Genomic DNA, 14,947 nt, shown 5'->3' on the forward strand with positions numbered 1-14,947 from the left:
GGGCTGCCTCACACGTGGCTCGCGCCCATCCTGAGCGCGAGCTCGCGGGCGTGGTCGACCGCCGCGGGGCCCCGGCCGGCGTCGGGCGCCTCGGAGAGGAAGACGAGCGCCAGCATCAGCGCGGCGTCCAGTCGGCCCACGAGCAGGCGCGGATCGTCGTCGGCCGGGGCGGTCGCCGTCCTCGCGTACCCGCGGCGGACCGCCGCCGGGTCGAGGTCGTTCTCCGGGTACCGGGCGTACTCGACGAGTCGGCCGAACTCCACGGCCGGGGGCCCGAGCAGGGCGTTCGACCAGTCCAGCAGGGCGACCGCCCGGCCCTGGTGGCGGCGGATGTTGGCGCTGCGCACGTCGAGGTGCAGCAGGCTGTCCTCGGCGCAGCCGGCGAGGTGGCCGGCGAGCAGGGAGGCGGACGGCGGCTCGGGCCAGTCGTCGACGCGGCGGCGGATCTCGGCCCAGCGGCGCCCGATGCGCGCGGCGATCGCCGCCGCCGTGCCGGCTCCCTCCGCCGCGACGGGCCTCAGCTGCGGCGGCGGCACCCGGTGGAGCCTCGCGAGGAGGTGACCCAGCTCGAAGGAGTCGAGGTCCGAGCCGTCGTCGGGGACGTAGGCGGACAGCAGCACGTCGGGGGCGGCCGGGTCGTCCGCCAGGACGAGCTCCCTCGGCTGCGCGACCGGCAGGCCGTGGGCGGCCAGGTGCTTCGCGATGGCGTACTCCTGCCGGAGCAGGGTCCGGGTGTCCACGTGGGGGTCGTTGGCGTTCGACTCGTACCGCCGGCGCGCGAGCCGCATCGCGACGGGCCGGCCGTCCCGCCCCTGCGCCCGGAACACGGAGAACTCCAGGCCCTCGCCGACGAGTTCCAGACCGCTCAGGCCCCACCGCTCGGCCAGGTCGTCCAACGCGGCGAATCGCTCACTCATGTACACCTTCGGGGTTTCGCGGTCGCAGGTCGGCCTGCGTCGTTCACCACCAGTGTGAAGGCGCCGGGCGGGCACGTCAGGCGTTCGACGGAGGTGGCACGCGATGACGCGGGATGGCGCGGGTGCGGCTCCGGCCCGGCTCAGCCCCGGTTGTGGTCGCCGGCCGCGCCGTCGAGGAGTTCGCGCAGGATGTCCATGTGGCCCGCGTGCCGCGTCGTCTCCGTCACCATGTGGATGAGCACCCAGCGCAGCGACACGGCGTCGCCGAACCAGGCCTTGCCCAGGTCGTCGAGGTCGAGCTCGCCGATCACCTCGTCGGCGGCGGCGCGGGCGCGGGCGTAGAACGCCAGGACGTCCTCGGTGGACTCGTGCGGCTCCACCCTCATGTCGGAGGTCTCGTCGGCCTCCAGGTCGAAGGGCAGGGGCCCGGTCTCGCGGCCGAACGCCTCGCAGAACCAGCCCAGCTCGGCACCTCCCAGGTGCTTGACCAGGCCCAGCAGGTTCGTCCCCGACGGGGTCATCGGCCGCCGCAGCTGCTCGTCGTCCAGGCCGTCGAGCTTCCACAGCACCGCGTCACGGTGCCGGTCGAGGGCGACGTGCAGACTCTCCTTCTCAGCACCGGTGAACGGTACGCGCTTCATCATGGGCGGACCGTACCAGCCGTCACCGACAAGTGCCGCCGGGCCGGCGGACGGCCCCGTTCCGCTCGCGGGCGGCACCGGACGGCGCCGTCCGCCCGGGGTGGCGCCGCGTCAGGCGGAGCGGTGGTAGGAGGTGAGCGAGATCCGGACCGGGCCGTCGTCGGCCGAGGCGAGGATGCGGACGATGGCGATGTCCTGGCCGCCCTGGGCGCGGACGCAGAAGCTGCGGTCGGTGCGCAGGGCGTTGAAGGGCAGGGTGGAGACCGGCTGGGTCTCGACGCCCTTGACGCAGTCGGGGAGGGTGAGCCGGCCGGTCGGCGCGACGTAGGCGTCGCTGTCCTCGGGAATGGAGAACTCGCCGGCGTGGCGGCCCAGGTACCAGGTGGAGGCGTCCTGGGCGGTGACCTTCCCGGCCTTGAGGTCGAACTCGTAGCTGGGGTCGGGGGAGGTGAGTTCGAGGTTGGTGTGGACGGCGGTGTACCCGGCGGCCGTCGTGGCCGGGGCGGTGGCCGGGGCACTCGTGGCGGCGCCGGACGGGGGGAGGCCGGCGGCGACGTTCTGGTCGTCGGGGTCGTCGAGGTACTCGGGATCGAGCAGCATGAACGCGGCCGCGGCGCCGACGAGGAGGGCGGCGGTGGTCAGGAGCACGGTGCGGGTGCGGGTGTGCCGGCGGGCGGGGGCGGCGGGCTCGGGTCTGTCGGGGGCCGGTTGCAGCCGGGTGGGCGACGGGGCGGGGAGGCCGAGCGTGGTCGGGGCGTCGGCCGCGGCCCGGGCCGGGGAGAGGACGGTGGCGGGCGGGGCGGGTGTGCCGGGCGTGGTCGGCAGGTCGCTGTGGCGGCGGATCGCGCCGACGACCTGCTGGGGCAGCCAGTCGTCGGAGAAGCGGAGTTCGCCGCCGGTGGCGGGGTGCCGGCGGGCGGCCTCGATCAGCTGGGCGGTGCCCGGCCGGTCCTCGGGGCGCTTGGCCAGGCAGAGCCGGACCAGTTCGTGCAGCCCGGGCGGCAGCTGGGAGAGGTCGGGCTCCTCGTGCACCGCCCGGTACAGCGAGGCGGGCTCGGGCCCGTCGTCGAAGGGGGGAGCGCCGGAGCCGACGTAGGCGATCAGGGCGCCCAGCGCGAAGACGTCGGTGGCCGGGGCGGCGGACAGGCCGAGGGCCTGTTCGGGGGCCATGAAGCCGGGCGAGCCGATCCGCAGACCGGTGCCGGTGAGCGGGCTGGCGTCGGCGGCCCGGGCGATGCCGAAGTCGATGACGCGGGGGCCGTCGGCGGCGACGAGGACGTTGCCGGGCTTGAGGTCGCGGTGGACGACGCCCGCCGCGTGGATCGCCTGGAGGGCCTCGGCGATGCCGGCGAGGAGCAGCAGGACGGTCCGTTCGGGCAGCGGTCCGTAGTGCTGGACGACCTGCTGGAGGGAGGGGCCGGGCACGAAGGTGGTGGCCAGCCAGGGGGTGGCGGCGTCGGTGCCCGCGTCGACCACCTGGGCGGTGTAGAGGCCGTGGATGCGCCGGGCGCTGGCGACCTCCTGGGCGAAGCGGTGCCGGAACTCGGGGTCCTCGGCGAGTTCGGGCCGGACGACCTTGAGCGCGACCGGCCGCCCGCCGGGGGTGTAGGCCAGGTAGACGAGGCCCATGCCGCCCGCGCCGAGCCGCGCGCAGAGGCGGTAGCCGCCGACCTCGCGGGGGTCGTCCGGGGACAGCGCCTGGAACGCCGTGGGCGACGGGGCGCCGAAGGGCTCTGCGGTCATGCTGGCTCCCAGCGGGTCGTGCGGGTGGGACGGGGGAGTGGCGGAGCGGGCGGGGCAAGGTGAGGCGGGGTGGGACGGCGCAAGGCGAGGGCGCGGCGAGTGGTCGGGCCGGGGCCCGGGCGGACGCCGGCGTCGCGAAGCGCACCGGATCATACCCCGACTGGGATTTCAGTCAGGAATGGGGCCCTCCGGTCGGCCGGTGCCCCCTCCGGGTAAGGTGACTCCTTGTGGCTGACCGTCGAACCTTGATCATGGAAGCGGCTGCGCGGGTCATCGCCCGGCGCGGCGTCCGCGGGCTGCGCGTGGAGGAACTGGCGGCGGAGGCGGGGGTGTCCACCGCGCTGATCTACTACCACTTCAAGGACCGCGCGGGGATCCTCCGCGCGACGCTGGAGTTCATCAACGACCGCGCCGAGCGCTACACGACGGAGCGCGCGGCGGACGCGCCGCCGCTGGACGCCCGGGGCGAGCTGGAGCAGACGCTGCTGCTGGAGCTCCAGGACACCCCCGAGGTGCGGGAGAACAGCACGGCCTGGGGCGAGCTGCGGGCGAGTGCGGTGTTCGACCCCGAGCTGCGGGAGGACCTGGCCCGGGCCACCCTCGTCTGGGTCCAGGAGGTCGCGGAGCTGCTCGGGCAGGTGCGGCCGATGAACGGGGCCGCCGCCCTGGCGGCCTCGGCCGAGCGGCTGACCGCGCTGCTGGAGGGGCTGAGTGTCCGTTGGCTCAGCGGCAGCCTGCCGGTGGCGCACGCGCGTGAGCTGATGGCCGGCGCGATCGACGCCGAGGTGGAGCGACTGCGCGGGTAGCGCGCGTCGCGTTCCGGCCCCGGGCGAAGAGGTGGCCCGGGGCCTTGTCGCGTTTCGGGGACTTTCCGTGCCGGGCCTTTTCCGTGCCGGTCCTTTTCCCGCGTCGGGGCCGGTCGGGCAGTTTCATGATCTGGAGCTTGACTGAAAATTCAGTCAATGTCAGAGTTGCGACTGCGGGGCCACCGGTCACTCGGTGGGCAATACTTGATTTGGAGATCCGTCATGAGCAACATCCACGGTGACAACCGCTCCCTGTTCGACCGCCTCTTCGGGGCCCCGCCCTCGCCCTCGCCCCCGCACCAGGCGGAGCGCGGGCTGCCGTACGCCGGTGAGGCAGGGCTCCCGCAGTGGTGGGTGGACCGCGACGACGTCCCGCACGCCCGCACCTGGATGTCCTGGCCGTCCCGCAAGTCCGTCTGGGGCAGGCAGCTGGCGGGTGTCCAGCAGGACATCGCGCTCATCGCCCGGACCATCGCCCGCTTCGAGCCGGTGGTCATGTGCGCCCCGGACGACTACAGCGTCCGGGAGGCCCGGTCCCTGTGCGGATCCGCCGTCACCGTGACGGACGCCGTCCCCACCGATGACCTCTGGATGCGGGACACCGCCCCGGTGTTCCGGCGCGACGGCTACGGGCGGCTCGACGCCGTCGGCCTCAACTTCAACGGCTGGGGCGGCAAGCAGACCCACCGGGACGACGCCGAGGTCGCGCGCGGCATCGCCGAGATGCTCCGACTCCCCTTCTCCTACGCGGAGTTCGTCGGTGAGGGCGGCTCGGTCGAGACCGACGGCGACGGCACCCTGATGGCCACCGAGAGCAGCCTGGTCAACAAGAACCGCAACCGGGGCATGAGCCGGGACGAGATCGAGGAGGCCGTCCTGGAGGTGTACGGCGCGGACAAGATGATCTGGGTCCCCGGGATCAAGGGCCAGGACATCACCGACGACCACATCGACGTCACCTCCCGGTTCGTCCGGCCGGGCGTCGTCCTGGTGCAACTGCCCCCGGCGGACCGCCACGACGTCTGGGCCCGGGACGCCCGGGAGCAGTTCGACATCCTCTCCCGGGCCACCGACGCCAGGGGCCGCCGGCTCCAGGTGATCCGGGTGGACGGCCCCGACACCGTCCGCTCGCGCGACTCGAAGTTCGTCGACTCGTACCTGAACTTCCACGTCGTCAACGGGGGCGTGATCGCCGCCCAGTTCGGCGACGCGTACAAGGACGAGGCCGCCCGGCGCACCCTCGCCGAGGCGTTCCCCGGGCGCGAGGTCGTCCAGCTCGACGTCGACCGCCTGATGGCCGGGGGCGGCGGCATCCACTGCTCCACGATGCAGGAACCCCTGCCGTAGCCGTAGCCGCCCCCCGTTGCCCGCCGCCCGCCCGCGCTGTCCCGCGCCCTCGTACCGCCGGAGCGTTCCGTGTTCCACCCGACCCCGCCCGCTTCCTCCTCCCGGTCGACCCCGTCCACCCCGTCCGTCCCGTCCCGCCGCACGATGCTGCGCGCCGTGGCCGGAGCCGGCCTGCTGACGCTCGGCGCCGCGGCCTGTGCCCCGTCGGACGGGCCCGGGGCGGCGGCTCCCTCGGGCTCCTCGGAGCCGCCCGCGCCGGGCACGTCCCAGCCGTCGGCGCCCGTGGCGTCCCAGCCGCCCGCCTCCGGCGGGGCGGGTGCGACGCCGGGGCGCAGGTTCGGCGCGGAGTGGGAGAGCCACGCCCGCACCTTCATGGCCTGGCCGGCGTCCACCGGCATCTGGGGTGACCAGCTCCCGGACGTCCGCCAGGACATCGCGCGGCTGGCCCGCGCCGTCGGGGGCTACGAACCGGTGGTGATGTTCGCCCGCCAGTCCCAGGTGGACGCGGCGCAGAGCGCGTGCGGCAAGGACGTCGAGGTCGTCGCGCTGCCCGTCGACGACCTGTGGGCCCGGGACACCGTACCGGTGTTCGTCGAGGAGGCCGGAAAGCCGAAGGGCGTCGACTTCAACTTCAGCGGCTGGGGCAACAAGCAGAAGGAGCACGGCAACGACACGGCGCTGGCCGCCGCCGTCCTCGGCCGGTACGGGATCGAGCGGGTCCGTACGTCGGTCGTCGCGGAGGGCGGCTCGTTCGAGACGGACGGGGAGGGGACGCTGATGGTCACCGAGAGCTCGGTGGTCAACCAGCGCCGCAACCCGGGCAGGAGCCGGGACGAGATCGAGGCCGAGCTCAAGACGGCCCTCGGCGTGGCCAAGGTGATCTGGTTCGCCGGTGTGCGCGACCAGGACATCACGGACGCGCACGTGGACTGCCTGGTGCGCTTCGCCGCCCCCGGGGTCGTCCTGCTGGACCAGCCGTTCCCCGGCGCGCCCGCCGACGTCTGGTCCCGCTCCGCGGCCCAGGCGCGCGAGGTTCTCAAGACCGCCACCGACGCCCACGGCAGGCCGTTGCAGGTGATCGACCTTCCGCAGCCCGATCCGGACCGGATCACCGGCCGCGGCGACGCGTTCGTGTCCTCGTACATCAACTTCTACGTCGCCAACAAGTCGCTGTTCCTGCCGCGCTTCGGGGACGCCAAGGCCGACGACCGGGCCCAGCAGATCCTGCGCGACCACTTCCCCGGCCGCGACATCGTCCCGGTGAAGATCGACGACATCGCCTCCGGCGGCGGCGGGATCCACTGCTCGACCCACGACCAGCCCGGCACGCCGGAGTCCTGACCGCTGCTCCTTGGGCGACACACCCTAGGCGCGCCAGCCCGCGATCTCCGTGCCGATCGCCTCGCCGAGCAGGCTGCGCGCGCGGTCGAGCGGCAGGGAGCCGCTCAGCCAGCGGATGCTGAGGCCCTCCAGGAGCGCGGTGAGGCGTTCGGCGGAGGCGGCGTGTGCGGGCGCGGTGCCGAACGGATGGGCGCGGCCGAGCAGGCCGGCGATCTCGTGCACCCAGGTGTGGGTGGCCCTGGCCAGGTCCTCGCGGAGGCGGGACTCGAAGACCGCGCTCGCCCGCAACTCGCCCCAGGCGGTGCTGTTCTCGCGGACCTCGGCGGAGTCCTGGAGTTCCAGCAGCAGGGCCTGGGCCAGTTCGCTGCAGGGGTCGTCCGCGGGCGCCCCGGGCTCCGGTTCGTCGGTGTAGCGGTCGGCCCGTTCGCCGATGAACTCCAGGGTCTCGCGCAGGATCCCGGCGCGGTCGGTGAAGTGGTAGTAGATCAGCGAGGTCGACACCCCGGCCTCGGCGGCCAGTTCCCCCACCCGCAGCCCGCGTACGCCGCGTCGCGCGATGAGCCTCGTGGCCGCTCTCAGTATCTCTGTCCGACGGTCTGGCATGGTGGTCCACTGTACCCGAAATATTGACTGAACTTTCAGTCTAGCCGGGGAGTCGTCCACCCCGGCGGATCGCCTGATTCGCCCGATCGGCGCCGCGCGGGCTCGCCGACGGACCCGCCGGCCACCCCTACTGTCGGATATCGCCCGCTTCGGGGTGGAATCCGTGTCGACGAGGGGACCTGCCATGAGAGAACCCGCCCTGTCCCGCCGGGCCGTGCTGCGCTCCGGGGCGGCCGCGGCCGTGGTCGCGATGGTGGAAGGCTGCGGTTCGTCGGGGGCCTCGTCCCCGAAGGACGAGCCGACCACGGCCGCCGGCACGGGCACGGGCGGAGCCGCGAGCGCCGCCGCGTCGTACGCCATGCCGGCCGAGTGGCGCCCCCACACCAGGACGTTCATGGCCTGGCCGGCCCTCGATTCGGTGTGGGGCGACCAACTGCCCGCCGTCCGCCAGGACATCGCGCACATCGCGCAGGCCGTCGCCCGGTTCGAACCGGTGGTGCTGATGGCCCGCCCGGACCAGAGCGCCGCGGCCCGGCAGCTGTGCGGCTCCAGCGTCGAGGTCCTCGACCTGGCGGTGGACGACCTGTGGGCCCGCGACACCGGCCCGACCTTCGTCACCGGCCCGGCCGGGCTGGCCGGCGTCGACCTCAACTTCAACGGCTGGGGCGGCAAGCAGACCTACGACAACGACGCCAAGGTCGCCCGGAACCTCCTCGACCACTACGGGATCCGGCGCGTCCAGGCGCCGATCACCGGCGAGGGCGGCGCGATCGAGGTCGACGGCGAGGGCACCCTGATGGCCACCGAGAGCTCGTGGGTCAACTCGAACCGCAACCCGGGCACGAGCCGCGACCAGATCGAGGGGGCCCTGAAGGACCTGTTCGGCGTCCAGAAGGTCATCTGGTTCGCCGGCGTGGCCGGGCAGGACATCACCGACTGCCACATCGACGCCCTGGCCCGGTTCGCGGAGCCGGGCGTGGTCGTCATCCACCGCCCCGGCCCGGACACGCCGCCGGACATCTGGTCCCGCGCCTCCGACCAGGCCTTGCAGGTGCTCGGCTCCACCACCGACGCCAAGGGCCGCAAGCCGCGGATCGTGGAACTCGCCGAACCCGACCTCACCGGGCAGCCGGACCGGGGCAAGGACTTCCTGGCCACGTACCTCAACTACTACGTCGTCAACGGGGCCGTGATCATGCCCCAGTTCGGGGACAAGGCCTCCGACGACCGGGCGGCCGGCGTGCTGGCCGACCTCCATCCCGGCCGCGAGATCGTCCCGGTGAGCATCAACGCCATCGCGGCCGGCGGTGGCGGCATCCACTGCTCGACCCAGCAGCAGCCCGAGGCCGCCGGGGCCTCCGGCGGCTCCTCGGGCCCGGCCTGACCGATCGGTCCGAGCGGCCGGGTCTGACCGGCTGGCCAGGCCTGACAGATCTGCCGGACCGATCGGCCGGGCCGGGCCGCGCCGAGCCCCGAGAGCAGGGGCGGCACGGCCCGGCCGATCGGGCCGTTCCCGGACGGTCAGCCCGTGATCGGCCGGCTGTCCAGGCGGATGTGGTCGACCGCCCAGTACCAGTTGTTGCCCGCGTCGTACATCCGGAACTTCAGCGTCACCGCCTGCGCCCCCGCCGGGACGGCGAGGCGGCGGGTGACCAGGGTGTTCTGGACGTCCTTGCCGGCGTTGTCGTTGCCGGTGGCGTCGGCGCTGTAGAACACCAGGCGGGTCTCCGTGCCGTTGTCGAACACGGCGGTGACGGACGCCTTCTGCGGGGCCTCCTGCCGGTAGTGCGAGTCGAAGGCCAGGTACAGGGTGTCGACGCCGGCCGGGAGGCGGACGGCGGGGGAGACGAGCGTGGAGTCGAAGACGCCCTTGCGGGAGGGCGAGCCGGTGTCGTCCCAGTCGTCCGGGTCGGCGACGGCGAGGACGCCCAGGCCGCGGGTGAAGTTGCCGCGGTCCTGCCCGGCCGGGGTGGACCACTCCCGCTTGGTGTGGAAGGTCCAGCCCTGGAGACGGACGGTGCCCTGCGGCATGCCGGGGGCGTTGACCACCGACCAGCCCTGCGGCGCTTGGGCCGTCCAGCCGAGCACGCCGTCCTGCGGCTGGAGCGCGCCGGCCAGCGACTCGAAGTCCTCGCCCAGCAGGTGGCCGGCCATCACGGGGGCGGGGCGGGCGGCGAGCTCGCCGTCGGCGATCGCGAAGCGGTCGCCGGCCAGCGCCCGGGCGGTGACCAGGATCCGGTGGGTGGCGCCGTCCGGCAGCTGGGCGGGCGGGGTGACCTCCCAGACGGCGGTGGCGGTGGCGCCGGCGGCGAGCGCGGCGGGCGGCGCGGTGACGGCGGTGACCGTCCAGCCCGGCGGGACGACCGGCTGCGCCTCGACGGCGGTGAGCGCGGCGGTGGCGGTGAGCACGGCCGAGACCCGGGCCGGGCGGCCGGGCAGCAGGACGGGCTCGTCGATGGTGCTGGAGGCGGCCCCGAGGGCGACGTCCACGGCGAGCGGGTCGGCGAGGCCCAGGGCCGGGTCGGTGACCGTCCGGTCGTCCCAGGGGAAGCGGCCGGCGATCCGGCGGCGGAAGGTGAGGTCCCCGCGGACGGCCACCGCGACGTCGTACCAGCCCTCGGGCCGGACCGCGACGTTGACGGTCCGGTCGTCGCCGGCCGCGACCCGCACCTCGCGCAGCCCGTCGCCGTAGGCGAGGTCGCCGACCAGGAAGGTCTGGGCGGTGCGCGAGCGGTTGATCACGTCGACTTCGAGGACCTTGCCGTTGCGCTCCTCCGACAGCGACACCTCGTACGTGGCGGCGGCGTCGCCGCGCAGGTGCCACAGCGCGCCGTTGGGGCCGTGGACGCGCAGGTCGTAGCCCTCCGGGCCGACCGTCCAGACGTCGGAGAGCCGGCTCTTCGCGCCGACGGTGTAGTGCCGGGGCGCGCCGCCCGGTGCCGGGTAGACGGCGAACACCGCGCCCTGGCGGCCCTGGTTGACCAGGTCGAGGGTGAGCTCACCGCCCTTCAGCCGGGGCTTGACCAGCAGGTCGTAGGGCGCCGGGCGGGCCGAGCGGGTGCCGCGCTGCTGCTGCGGGAAGGCCTGCGGGCTGGGCACGGTGGGGGCGGGGAGCTTGCCGGTGTCGACCACCTTCTGCCGGTTGCCGCTGGTGTCGGGCAGCTGCGGCCAGGCCGGGTTGCGGCCGGAGAAGTCGAAGACGTTGGTGAGGTCGCCGCAGACGGTGCGCCGCCACGGGCTGATGTTGGGCTCCTGGACGCCGAAGCGCTGCTCCAGGAAGCGCAGCACCGAGGTGTGGTCGTAGACGGTGGAGTCGACGACCCCGCCGCGGGTCCACGGCGAGACCACGACCATCGGCACCCGCACGCCCAGGCCCATCGGGTACGGGCCGGAGACCAGGGTCTCGCCGGCCGGCAGGGTGTCGGACCAGGTGAGCGAGCCGTCCGCGGCCTTGACCCGGTACCGGCCGTCCTGGCCGACGACCCGGTGGTAGGTGGCGGAGCCCTTGCTGACGCGGACGACGACCTCGCCGTCCACCGGCACGGTCGACTTGCCGCGCCCGGTGGCCAGCGGCGGGACGGGCGGCAGCTGGTGGTCGAAGAAGCCGCCGTGCTCGTCGTAGTTCAGGATGAAGACGGTCTTCTGCCACACCTCGGGCTTCGCCGCCAGGGCGGCGAGCAGCCGGGCGGTGAGGTGCTCGCCGTTCGGCGGCGCGTAGTTGGCGTGCTCGGAGAGCGCGGCCGGGGCGACGATCCAGGACACCTGCGGCAGCTGGTCGGCCTGGACGTCGGCGGCGAAGGCGTCGACCAGGGCGTCGCCCATCGCGAACGGGTCGTTCTTCTTCGCCGGGTCGCCGACGGCCCGCATGCCGCGCTCGTACAGCGGCTCGCCGGGCTTGGCCTTGACGAAGGGGGCGAACCAGGCGAGCGCGTTGTCGTCGAAGTTGTCCAGCGCCTGGTACGTCTTCCAGCTGACGCCGGCCCGCTCCAGGCGCTCGGCGTAGGTGGTCCACTCGTAGCCGCCGGGGATCTCGGTGTTGTCGGTCACCGGGGTGTCCCGTACGGTGCCGCCGCTGGTCCCGGTCATCAGGTGGTCGCGGTTGGTGTTGGTGTTGCACTGGACGGACGCGTAGTAGGCGTCGCAGGTGGTGAACACCGAGGCGAGCGCGTGGTAGAAGGGCATGTCGGCGCTCTCGTAGTAGCCCTGGCCGAGCCAGCCGCCGGAGCGGCGGGTGACCGAGCCGTCGGCGAGGCCGTCGTTCCAGGCCTTCATGGAGTCCACGAAGCCGAAGGCGGGCGCGCCCTGCTGGTAGGCGCTGGTGTGTGCGGCGTTCATCGGGAAGGGCAGCAGGTGGCCCTCCTTGCGGCCCGGGTCGGGCTGGTGGAACACCGAGCGCCCGTTGATCCCGCGCACCGCCGTCCGGTCGCCGAAGCCGCGGACACCCGCCAGGGTGCCGAAGTAGTGGTCGAACGCGCGGTTCTCCTGCATCAGCACCACGACGTGCTGGATGTCCGCCAGCCGCCCGGGCTTGGCCGGCGCGGCGAGCGCCTCCTGGACGCTGATCGGGAGGGCGGACAGCACGGCGGCCGCCGCCGCGCCGCCGAGCAGGCTGCGGCGCGACAGTTCGGGCATCGGCATCGGACTCATCGGGTGGGGCTCCTTGCTGACGGGCGCCGGACCATCGGTTCGACCCGGACCAGCCATGTTTCTAAGCGACCGAGGTGACCGGGGCCGGGGAGTTCGATGACGATCCGATGGCCGTCAAGGGGCCCGGAGCTGTACAGACAACTTGACTTGACGCCGGGCCACGGAGAACCGCGGCCGACGAGGCCCGGTGAACTCCCGCGCCCCTCCGAGCCGTAGCACCGGGGTGGGGGCGCGGAAGCGGCGCGCCCGGACACCGGGGAGGAACTGGATGCAGTCCCGACGCGACCAGGTGCAGGCGCACCTGTTCGTGATGAGCAGGCTGGCCTCCGGCATGCTGCGGGCCGAGCCCGACGCGCCGGACACCCCCACCGGGCGGACCACCCGGGGCACCACGACCGGACTGGCCGTGGCCGTCCTGATCGGGCTCGGGGTCGTGGTGTACGGGGTCATCAAGCCCGGCGGCGACGCCGGCTGGACCAAGCCCGGCACGCTCGTGGTGGTGGAGGAGACGGGCGCCCGCTACCTGTTCGTGGGCGGGCAGCTGCACCCGGTGCTGAACGACACCAGCGCCCGGTTGGTGGCCGGCGACCAGATGGCGGTCGCCCAGGTCGGCCGGGCGTCGCTCGCGGACGTGCCGCGCGGCGCCCCGGTCGGGATCGTCGGCGCCCCGGACGGACTGCCGCCGGCCGCCGAACTCGCGGGCGGCACCTGGCTGGTGTGCGGGACCGTCCAGCCAGGCCCGACCGGCGCCCCCGCACCCCGGCTGGGCCTGCTGATGGACCCGGTCAAGGAGGGCAAGGCGCTGACCCCGGGTCAGGCCGTGCTGGTCTCCCTCCCGGACGGGACGGTGCACCTGCTCTGGCAGGGCCAGCGACTGCGCGTCGACACCGCCAACCAGGCCCTGCAGGCGCTCGGATACGGCGGGGCGACGCCCTTCCCCGTCCCGGCCGGGGTGCTGAACGCGCTGCCCGCCGGCCCGGACCTCGCCTCCCCCGCCGTCCCCGGGCGCGGCGGCGACGGTCCGGTGCTCTCCGGGAAGCCGACCCGGATCGGCCAGCTCTTCGACGTCGCCGGCGGTGCGCACTACCTGCTCACCAAGGACGGCCTGGTCCCGCTCACCACGACCCTGTACGAGCTGCTGCGCGGCGATCCGCGCACCCAGAAGGAGGCGTACGCGAACAACGCCCCGGCGCCCGCGCTGATCGGCCCGGTCGACCTGGCCGCCCACACCGCGCCGGGCGGGGCCCCGGCCACGGGACTGCCCGAGACGCCGCCGACCCTGGTCACCCCGTTGCACGGCGAGGGGGTCTGCGCCGACCTGCACACCGGTGCCGGCTCCCCGGTCACCGCGATCACCCTCCTGGACGCGGCCGGGGCGGACACCGGGCGCCCGCCGACCGCTCCGGCGGGTGCGGTGGGCAGCGGCTGCGCGGTGGCCGACCGGATCTCCGTCCGGCCCGGGCGCGGCGCCCTGGTCAAGGTGGTCTCCGGCGCGGGCACGGGCAGCACCGAGTACCTGGTCACCGAGGCGGGGGTGCGGTATCCGCTGCCCTCGGCGGCCGTCGCCAAACAGCTCGGCTACGGGGGTGCCACGCCGGTTTCGGTGCCCGCCCCGGTGGTCGGGCTGCTCCCCACCGGGCCGCTCCTGGACCCGGCGGCGGTGGCCGACGGGGCCGCCGCCACGCCGACGGCCGCCGCCGCGGCCGCCGCGCCCGGTTCGGCCCCGTGCAGCTGAACCACCCGGTCTCGCGAGCCCGTTGAGTCGGTCAGGAACGTGTGCGGGGTCGCAGTCGCGCCCCCGCTCGTGCAGGGAAGGGAGCATGCCGTGGGCACACCGTCCATGTTGACGAAGGAAGACGAGGCGATCCGCCAGGTTCTTTCGAGCCTGGAGCAGCAGATCGAGAACATGGTGACCGCCGGCCGCACGGTCGAGCGGATCAAGGAGGAGCTCGCCGCCGGCTACATCTCCGGCGCGAGCAGCATGTTCCAGTCGAAGGTCGATGACTGGATGCAGCGCTACCAGAAGGTCATCGGTGCCTTCGAGAACTTCGTCCAGTCCACCCAGGGCGCCAACCAGATCCTCACCCAGGCCGAGAACGATGCCCGGGCGCACGCCGCGGACGGCATCTACAACGGGCTCCAGGGCGCCTGAGGACGCGTCGGAAGAGCAGGAAGACTAGGGAAAGCGAACCGATGGACTTCGGAAACATCCAGCTCCACCACGAGACGGTCGAGCAGTCGGCGGCCGAGCTCCGGCAGGCCGGCAACCTGATGCACAGCAACCTGGAAGAACTCATGGGCAAGCTGAGGGGCGTGATCGACGGCGGGCACTTCCAGGGTGTCGCAGCCACCGCCTTCGAGGAGCTCTCCCGGGTCGTCGCGGCCAACGAGTCGCAGATGGACAAGGACATCGAGGCCGCGGCGAACACGCTCACCAAGATGCACGACATCATGACGGAATCGGACTACAACGCCGGCAAGCAGTTCTAGTCCGGGCGGGGGCGCGCGACCATGGGTGAAACGACGATCAAGGTGACGGTCGAAGGTCTGGAGACCTTCGTGAAGGATCTGAACACCTTCGAACAGGACGTCAACGGCCAGAAGACGTCCTGGACCGAGGTGCCGGCGCTGAAGCCCGGCCGGGAATCGTTCCCCGCGACGAAGGCCCTGAAGACCAACTTCGAGGCCTTCTCCAAGAGTGTGGGCGAATCGATCGAGGCCATCCGGGGCGACGTCGACAAGATCGTGCTCGACCTGATCAAGGCGCGGGAGAAGCTGCACCTCGGTGACGGCGAAGCCCTGTCGGAGGCCCAGATGATGGACGTCCTCAAGGACGTGCTCGGCGGAGTCACCGGACCTCCCACCCCGCCCAAGTGAGGGCCCGTCGTCGGATCGGGCGGTT

General features: G+C 73.5%; 13 protein-coding genes. 8 read left to right on the plus strand and 5 right to left on the minus strand.

Translation table 11 applies throughout. The features are described 5' to 3' along the window. Nucleotides 1–8: 8 nt before the first annotated feature. The 3 genes from ACIQVZ_RS21385 to ACIQVZ_RS21395 all read right to left on the minus strand — a co-directional run bounded on the left by ACIQVZ_RS21385 (nt 9) and on the right by ACIQVZ_RS21395 (nt 3,301). Complete coding sequence (locus ACIQVZ_RS21385; protein ID WP_402452058.1) at nt 9–917, minus strand: phosphotransferase family protein; 909 nt, start codon at nt 915–917, stop codon at nt 9–11. A 140-nt stretch (nt 918–1,057) separates the two neighbouring features. After that, nucleotides 1,058–1,561 carry a DinB family protein gene (locus tag ACIQVZ_RS21390; protein ID WP_402452061.1) on the minus strand — a complete coding sequence of 168 codons (504 nt, stop codon included), beginning with the start codon at nt 1,559–1,561 and terminating at the stop codon, nt 1,058–1,060. A 108-nt stretch (nt 1,562–1,669) separates the two neighbouring features. Further along, a complete protein-coding gene (locus tag ACIQVZ_RS21395) occupies nt 1,670–3,301 on the minus strand; it encodes a serine/threonine-protein kinase (RefSeq protein WP_402452062.1) in 1,632 nt (543 codons plus the stop codon). Between the two features lie 251 nt (nt 3,302–3,552). Between ACIQVZ_RS21395 and ACIQVZ_RS21400 the strand changes: the two genes are divergently transcribed. The 3 genes from ACIQVZ_RS21400 to ACIQVZ_RS21410 all read left to right on the plus strand — a co-directional run bounded on the left by ACIQVZ_RS21400 (nt 3,553) and on the right by ACIQVZ_RS21410 (nt 6,795). Next, nucleotides 3,553–4,107: a TetR/AcrR family transcriptional regulator gene (locus ACIQVZ_RS21400; RefSeq protein ID WP_402452249.1), complete on the plus strand. Its 555-nt coding sequence runs from the start codon at nt 3,553–3,555 to the stop codon at nt 4,105–4,107. 222 nt (nt 4,108–4,329) lie between these two features. Beyond that, nucleotides 4,330–5,454, plus strand: coding sequence for an agmatine/peptidylarginine deiminase (locus ACIQVZ_RS21405; protein ID WP_402452064.1), 1,125 nt, complete (start codon nt 4,330–4,332; stop codon nt 5,452–5,454). A 144-nt stretch (nt 5,455–5,598) separates the two neighbouring features. Then, a complete protein-coding gene (locus ACIQVZ_RS21410) occupies nt 5,599–6,795 on the plus strand; it encodes an agmatine/peptidylarginine deiminase (protein ID WP_402452251.1) in 1,197 nt (398 codons plus the stop codon). A 24-nt stretch (nt 6,796–6,819) separates the two neighbouring features. Here the strand turns inward: ACIQVZ_RS21410 and ACIQVZ_RS21415 are convergent, their stop codons facing one another. Continuing rightward, nucleotides 6,820–7,398 (minus strand): TetR/AcrR family transcriptional regulator, encoded by a 579-nt coding sequence (locus tag ACIQVZ_RS21415; RefSeq protein WP_402452067.1) that lies wholly within the window; start codon nt 7,396–7,398, stop codon nt 6,820–6,822. Nucleotides 7,399–7,582: 184 nt separating this feature from the next. On the opposite strand from ACIQVZ_RS21415, the gene ACIQVZ_RS21420 reads away from it, so the two are divergent. Next, on the plus strand, nt 7,583–8,782 hold the full coding sequence (locus tag ACIQVZ_RS21420) for an agmatine deiminase family protein (RefSeq protein ID WP_402452069.1): 1,200 nt from the start codon (nt 7,583–7,585) through the stop codon (nt 8,780–8,782). Between the two features lie 137 nt (nt 8,783–8,919). Here ACIQVZ_RS21420 and ACIQVZ_RS21425 read toward each other — a convergent pair whose 3' ends face one another. Then, the gene (locus ACIQVZ_RS21425; protein ID WP_350879535.1) at nt 8,920–12,045 is read right to left on the minus strand and encodes a phosphocholine-specific phospholipase C; all 3,126 of its coding nucleotides are present in this window, start codon (nt 12,043–12,045) and stop codon (nt 8,920–8,922) included. A 268-nt stretch (nt 12,046–12,313) separates the two neighbouring features. Between ACIQVZ_RS21425 and eccB the strand changes: the two genes are divergently transcribed. The 4 genes from eccB to ACIQVZ_RS21445 all read left to right on the plus strand — a co-directional run bounded on the left by eccB (nt 12,314) and on the right by ACIQVZ_RS21445 (nt 14,922). Further along, entirely contained in the window at nt 12,314–13,780 is a 1,467-nt protein-coding gene (eccB, locus tag ACIQVZ_RS21430; protein WP_350879534.1) for a type VII secretion protein EccB, read from the plus strand. Between the two features lie 90 nt (nt 13,781–13,870). Beyond that, nucleotides 13,871–14,197 (plus strand): hypothetical protein, encoded by a 327-nt coding sequence (locus ACIQVZ_RS21435; RefSeq protein WP_363617443.1) that lies wholly within the window; start codon nt 13,871–13,873, stop codon nt 14,195–14,197. A gap of 41 nt (nt 14,198–14,238) precedes the next feature. Further along, nucleotides 14,239–14,535 carry a hypothetical protein gene (locus tag ACIQVZ_RS21440; RefSeq protein WP_350879532.1) on the plus strand — a complete coding sequence of 99 codons (297 nt, stop codon included), beginning with the start codon at nt 14,239–14,241 and terminating at the stop codon, nt 14,533–14,535. A 21-nt stretch (nt 14,536–14,556) separates the two neighbouring features. After that, on the plus strand, nt 14,557–14,922 hold the full coding sequence (locus ACIQVZ_RS21445; protein WP_350879531.1) for a hypothetical protein: 366 nt from the start codon (nt 14,557–14,559) through the stop codon (nt 14,920–14,922). The last annotated feature ends 25 nt before the right edge of the window (nt 14,923–14,947 follow it).

It is taken from the genome of Kitasatospora sp. NPDC098663, assembly GCF_044760075.1.
Classification (GTDB): domain Bacteria; phylum Actinomycetota; class Actinomycetes; order Streptomycetales; family Streptomycetaceae; genus Kitasatospora.